This is a genomic window from Mycobacterium sp., from assembly GCF_052144515.1.
In the GTDB taxonomy this organism is placed as follows: Bacteria; Actinomycetota; Actinomycetes; order Mycobacteriales; family Mycobacteriaceae; genus Mycobacterium.
On the sequence record NZ_JBKQQD010000446.1, the window covers coordinates 1 to 6,575 of the forward strand.

The 6,575-nt window shown below is 64.9% G+C and carries 3 protein-coding genes; all 3 read right to left on the reverse strand.

The window, feature by feature from the left end; all coding sequences use genetic code 11:
- Positions 1-162: 162 nt before the first annotated feature.
- A complete protein-coding gene (locus ACLP9N_RS29975; RefSeq protein WP_442410770.1) occupies positions 163-369 on the reverse strand; it encodes a hypothetical protein in 207 nt (68 codons plus the stop codon).
- Entirely contained in the window at positions 366-3,536 is a 3,171-nt protein-coding gene (locus ACLP9N_RS29980; RefSeq protein WP_442410769.1) for an adenylate/guanylate cyclase domain-containing protein, read from the reverse strand. Before ACLP9N_RS29980 ends, ACLP9N_RS29975 begins: the two co-directional genes overlap by 4 nt.
- Positions 3,537-3,653: 117 nt before the next feature.
- Positions 3,654-6,335 (reverse strand): ATP-binding protein, encoded by a 2,682-nt coding sequence (locus ACLP9N_RS29985; RefSeq protein ID WP_442410768.1) that lies wholly within the window; start codon positions 6,333-6,335, stop codon positions 3,654-3,656.
- Positions 6,336-6,575 lie beyond the last annotated feature (240 nt).

The window sequence follows — 6,575 nt, forward strand, 5'->3', positions numbered from 1 at the left end:
ACCACGACCTCAACCCCGCCGCCTACCGCCGCCACCCGGCGGTAATAAGCCGACACCCTCCTGTGCTTCAGGACACTGCATTCCGAGACGGACTTCTGAGACGAATCCACCTCGGGAAATACCCGACTGGCGTGGGTGTCGCACGACGGTCTCATATGTGGTCTATTTCGAGACGGCCTTCAGTTCTGCTCGGGCCTGGTCGATCTGGTCGAAGGCGTAGGTCGAGCGGACCACCTCGTCGTGGTCAGCCAGTGCTGCCCGCATCACCTCCGGGTCGGCCTCCCACCGCCGGGTCGAGCCCTCGATGTCGGTAAACAGGAAGGTGACGACCCCAGAGGGCAGGGCTCCCGGCCTGGCACCGGCGCTCACGGCATCGCCTCGGCCATCGCCGTATGCCCCTCGAAGCCAAGGGTTCTCGCCATGGCTCGGTAGCGGTCCCGATAGTCCCGATAACCGGCGCCATCCCCGTGGGCCGCCGCAGACAGCGCGCGCATTCGCAGCAGCGGAAGCTCGTGCAGCACGAACCCCGGATCAGTGGGCACGGCTGCCAGTCTCTCGATCGCCGCGTGCGCTTCCTCGACGTCACCTTCGGTGCCGCGAGCAAGCAACGATTCCACCAGGACCGTGGTCGCGAACCCGCGCAAAAACATCGCGCCCCGTTCGAACATGTCGTCAATGGCCGCCCGGGACAGCTCGATGGCACCGTCGAGATCGCCGGTTCGGGCTCTCTCCCTCGCTATCTCGGGATCGACGACCGCCAGCGCGTTCAGGGTGAACCCCTTCTGCAACGCAATGTCGCGCGCACGGGTCAGCACGCTGAAACCCTCGTGGCGATACGTGCCGCCGTGGTGAACCAGGACCACACCCCGGACGAGTTGGGCAAGCGCCACCGTGTGGTCGTCGCCGACTTGCTCGGCGATCCGCAGCGCTTCCGCCGTTTCCCGGAGGGCCACTGCGTCGGCGGATAATGCGCCGACCGGGACGGCCACGACGTACTTGTACATCACCGCCGACACATAGCTCTTGCGGTCCACCCCGGCACCCAGCACAACAGCCTCGTCGGCGTCGGAGTGCCAACCCTCGATGCCCAAGCACAGCCTGGACAGACCCCGCATCATCGTCGCCCACGCCAACGGCGACCCCACCAGCAGCTTGTCTTTGGTGGGATCGCCGTCGGCCAGATCGATGGAACGTTGCGCCAACCGCAGAGCTTCGGTCATCTCGCCGACCTGCGACTTGATGTAGATCACGCTTGGGAGCAGCCCAGCGGTCAGGGTGGGGTTACCGATCGCATCGAGCAGCGCAGTCAACTCGGAGGCCAGCTGCGTCGCCTCGTCGTTGCGGTTATGTCCGGCGAACGCCATGACGAGCCCGGCCATGCCCATCGCGAGCGAAGTCTGGTCACCGTTGGCTGCACACAGCTCGCGCAACTCCGCAAGACCGGCATCGTTGACGCCTCCCCCGGCCAGCCAATTCGTCGCGCAGAGCATGGTGCGCGGCGCTATCCGCATCACCATCCGGTCGGGGTCGTCAGCCGGAAGCCGGTCGGCGACGTGCCGGGCACGCTGCCAACTGGTGCCCGCCGCGCCGATGTCGCGGCTGGTCAACCAACCGGCTGCGCGCATGTGCCAGTCGAATGCGGGACGCAGATCACCGGCGGCTTCTAGTTGCCTGGCGATCAAGGCGGCATTCACATCGACTGACCCCGGGTCACCCTCTTGGATCGCGGTTGCCACCCGCCGGTGTAATACGGCGCGATCCGACTTCAGCTGCGACTCGTAGGCCACCGCGCGAATCAGCGGGTGGTGGAACACATACTCGGGCTGTCGGGTGAACCTGACCCGATCGATGAGCTGGGCTGCCGCCAGGTCATCAATGGCTGGTTCGACACCTAGCTGGGTCAGCAGACGGAGGGTGAAACGCGACCCGATGACCGCCGCCGCACTCAACGTGCGTTTTGCTTCTGGGGGAAGCCGGTCGATGCGCGCGGCGATGGTCGCCTGCAGCGTCGCAGGCACATTCACCTCAGCGACCTCTGCCGTCGACATGTATGCGCCGGGCTTCCCACGCAGCACACCGCGCTCGGCCAGGTCGCGCACGATTTCTTGGACGAAGAACGGATTACCGGCGGCCCTATCAGTGATCGTCCGGCCCAGCGCATCGACGGAGGGGTCCGCCCCAAGCATTTCCGACACCAGCGTTGCGCTTTCCGAATCACTCAGCGGTGCAAGCGCTATCGTCTGTGCGCCGTGCATCCGCGCCAGCGCTCCTTCGTATTCGGGGCGGTAAGTGATCAACACCATCGACGGGGTGCCCGGAATGACCGTGAAGAAGTCGGCCAGCATCGATTCGCTGACCTCATCGATCCAGTGCGCATCCTCGATGACGCAGAGGGCCGGGTCGGTGCGCGCCAACGACGCGGCATTGATCAACGCGGTCAACCGCCGCCGACGAGCATCCGGATCGATTCTCGGTAAGGGAGCGCCAGGATCGCCAATGCCCAGCAGGTCATCAAGCAGCAGCAAGTCCTCGGGGTCTACGTCGGGAACCCGGTCGCGCACTCGATCGCGGGCGGCCTGACCGTCAAGACCTTCGACGCCGATGGCGGCGCGCAGCAGGCGCGCGACCGCACGGAAGGGAATCTGGTTGGTGTGCGACTCGCAGAAGGCGGTGAACACCTCGGCACCACGGGTGGCTGCCATCGCAGACACCTCACGCACGAGACGGCTCTTGCCGATGCCAGGTGGCCCCGCCACGGCGACCACCGCACCATGGCCTCCGATTGCACGGTCTAACAAGCCCTCGACGGCGAACATCTCCCATCGCCGACCCACCAGATTCGACTGAACACGTGAGGCAGCACGATGCTGTTCCCGCATGCCCAACAGCCGATAGGCCGCGACGGGCTGATCCGCACCCTTGAATTGAACCGACTCAGGCTCACTGAGAGCCGCTGCGCCATCAAGTAGTCGCGCTGTCGACGCGCTGAGCATCACGCCACCAGGTGGAGCGACCGACTCCATTCGCTGAGCCACCCCCACCTGCTCGCCCATAGTGGTGTACCCCAAGGAAGCCGAACCGACTTCGCCAGCGATCACTTGACCCGAATTGAGCCCTACGCGCAAGGCCAGTTCGACGCCGTCACGATCGCGAACCCGCGCGGCCAACCGTGCGAGTTCGTCCTGGATTGCCAATGCCGCAAGACACGCCCGCACGGCATGGTCCTCCAATGCTAAAGGCGCTCCGAAGACCGCCATGATGCCGTCGCCGGTGAATTTGTCGACCGTGCCGCCGTAGCGCTTCACGACCGCTGTCGTGATGTTGACGAGGTCGGCCATGATCTCGCGCAGCCGCTCCGCACCAACCACTGAGGCGATGTACATCGAGTGCACCACATCGGCGAACAAGACGGTGACTTGCTTATACTCGGCCGTTCGAGTCGCCTGGTTTAGAGGTGTACCGCACTCGCTACAGAACTTGGCCGTCGGACTGGACTGTGCGCCGCATGAACCACAGACCAACCCGATCTGGGTCAGTTCACGGCCGCCATCTCCGGTGGGGTCCACGTCAGTATCGTTTCACTGCCGGTCAACGATGTCCGGCATATCGCCGTGGCATCTCTGACACGAAGTTTTGAGACTCTTGTATGTCGTCTATTTCGAGACGACGTTCAGTTCTATTCGGGCCTGGTCGATTTGGTCATAGGCGTAGGTCGCCATGGCGGCGGTGGTCATCCCTTCGCCGTTGCGGGCCAGCGATTCGTACGTCCGGTCGCCGAGGACGCCGCGCAAGTGGGCGATTGTGGCGTCGATCTGGGGATAGGCCGCACGCGCCATGGGGGTTCCGGCGAATCCACAGATCGTTGCGGCCTGTTGGTGGCGTCCGACTCGGTCGAACAACGCGGCGAGGATTGGCATCGGGTACTGCAGGAGCGAGACGCTGCCGGAGTCGTGGTAGCGGCCGATAATTGTGGTCAGATAGTCGAAGGCCTCGACGGGGTCGCCCTCGGCGGCGGCGAACGAGGACACCGACACCGCCGCCGCCATCTCCATCTGTCGGTTACCGCTCTCTCGGGCGAGGATCACAGCCCGGCGCTGGACGTCGCACGCGGCAACAGGATCGGTGTCGCGGTGGGCGATACCGTGCGCGACGAGCGCAAAACACGCCGCATTGGGATTGTCAGTGGCATCGGCCGCGTCGAGAAGGCCCTCCGAAGCGAGCCTTGCGCCGTCGCCATCACCCAGGAAATTCAATGCCATCACCAGACACGCGCGGGTGATCGTGCGAGGGCCCGCCCCCCGTGCGATCGCATCGCGGCATACGTCAACCCAACGCTGAGGTCGGCCTGCCGCCATGTAAGCGATGCCGGTCGCGGTCTGTGTCTCATACAGATCCGGGTCGAAAGTGGCGCTGTTCTTTAACTGCTGGCTGGCCTCTAGGTAGCCGAAGGCATCCTCGGCCCGTCCGGCCGCATAGCACTGCGCGGCGGCCACGTACAGCTGCAAGAGCCGCCGATGGTCGACTGCCCGCGCCGGTTCTATCAGCTCCTCGGCCCACGCGACGGGCTCATACTGTTCGACCCAGACGCCGAGCAGGGTGGAGTGCGTGGCGAGCGTGGCGGCGCTGTCCAGGTCGTGGTTGCGGGCAGACCACCAGAAGGCGGCGCGTAGGTTCGCGAATTCGGTCGTGAACCAGAAGTAGGTCTCGCGCTGCCGCGGACCGTCCCACAGCGCGACCACGTCGCTTGCGCGGCCCGCAAAGTACCTGGCGTGTGATACGCGGGCCGCATCGACACCGCCACTGGTAGCAAGTTTTTCCTCGGCGAACTGGCGGATCGTCTCCAGCATCGAATAGCGGGTCCGCCCGGCTGACCGGTCGGCGATCAGCAGCGACTTGCGCACCAGGGCGTCGAGCAGATCGAGAACGGCGTAGTCGTCGACATCATTGGATCCGGCTACGGCGCAGGCGCTGTGGAGGTCGAATCCTCCGGCGAACACCGCACACCGCTCCAGCAGTGCCTTCTCCGCGTCGCCCAAGAGGTCGTAGGACCAGTGCACGGCGTGGCGCAGGGTGTGGTGGCGTTCCAGTCCGCGCCGTGACCCGATCAGCAGCCGGAACCGCTGATCAAGACGGTCACGCACCTCAACCGGGGTCATCGACGCCATCCGCGAGGCCGCCAGCTCAATGGCCAACGGGATACCGTCGAGGCGCCGACAAATGTCCACGACCGCCGCCGCCTCTTCGGCCCCGGCCAATGAGAATCGCTGCGCCACACTACGGGCGCGTTCAACGAACAATGTCACTGCCGCCGAGCCGGTCCCTGCGTCAACGTCCAACGGGGGTACTGCCCACAACTGTTCGTCGACAACCCCCAGTCCCTCGCGGCTGGTGGCTAAGATTCTCACGGTCGCCGAATGCACGAGGATGGCTTCGATCAGGTCGGCGGCAATGTCCAGAACGTGTTCGCAGTTGTCGATCACCAACAGCCGGACTCGGCCCTCCAACGCAGCGGCCACCGACTCGCTCACGGTCTTACCCGGCTGTTGGGTGATGCCCATCACCGCGGCTACCGCGTCGGGGACCGCCGCCGGGTCAGTGACTGCTGCCAGTTCGAAAAACCAAATCCCGTCCGGGAACTCATCGCCCAGGCGCGCCGCGACCTCCAGTGCCAGCCGCGTCTTACCCACCCCACCCACGCCGGTCAGCGTCACCAACCGATGGGACCCCACTGCGGCTTCGATCTGGCGGACCTCTGATTCGCGCCCGATCAAGCTGGTGGTCGCGGGCCGTAGATTTCCTTGAGTCGTATCCAACGCCCGCAGTGGCGGAAACTCTGTGCGTAGTCCCGCTGCTCGGACCTGAAATACACCGACCGGCATCAGGACATCCCGCAGCCGCCGCGGCCCCAGATCAACGAGATCCACTCCGCTGAGTAAAACCGCTGTCGAATCGGCCAGCAGGATCTGACCGCCGTGGCCGGCGGCCATCACCCGTGCTGCTCGGTTGAGCACCGTTCCGAAATAGTCTCCTTCGCGCAGCTCGGCTTCGCCGGTCGCGATGCCCATCCGCACCGGCAATTCCAGGGCACGCTGCGCGGCCACTGCGGCATCCACAGCCGACTTTGGTGAGGCGAACGCGGCGCACACCCCGTCACCGGTGTGCTTGAACAACCAACCGCCATGAGCCTCGATCGCCCCGCGCAATACCCCGTCGTGGGCGGCCAGCGCCACCCGCATGCCATCCGCGTCTTTCTCCCACCGACGGGTCGACCCCTCGACATCGGTGAACAGAAAGGTCACCACCCCCGATGGAGCAGCTGCCGCGGACACGCTCACAGGATTTCACAAGGAGCGGGCTCCCACCTGGAACATCGGTGGAATCGGTCCCGCCACCGGATACGCGTGTTTTGAGACGAACTTCCGCGAGTCGCACATGTGGTCTGTTTCGAGACAGTTGTGGGCAGGTTCTCGAATCTCTCAGCCGTTTAGGCCGAGGTTACGGCGTGGTTGAGCGCTGATTGTCTGTCTGGTCTGCGGTTGTTCCGTTGACCGGCCTGGAAGTGTAGCCAAAATAGT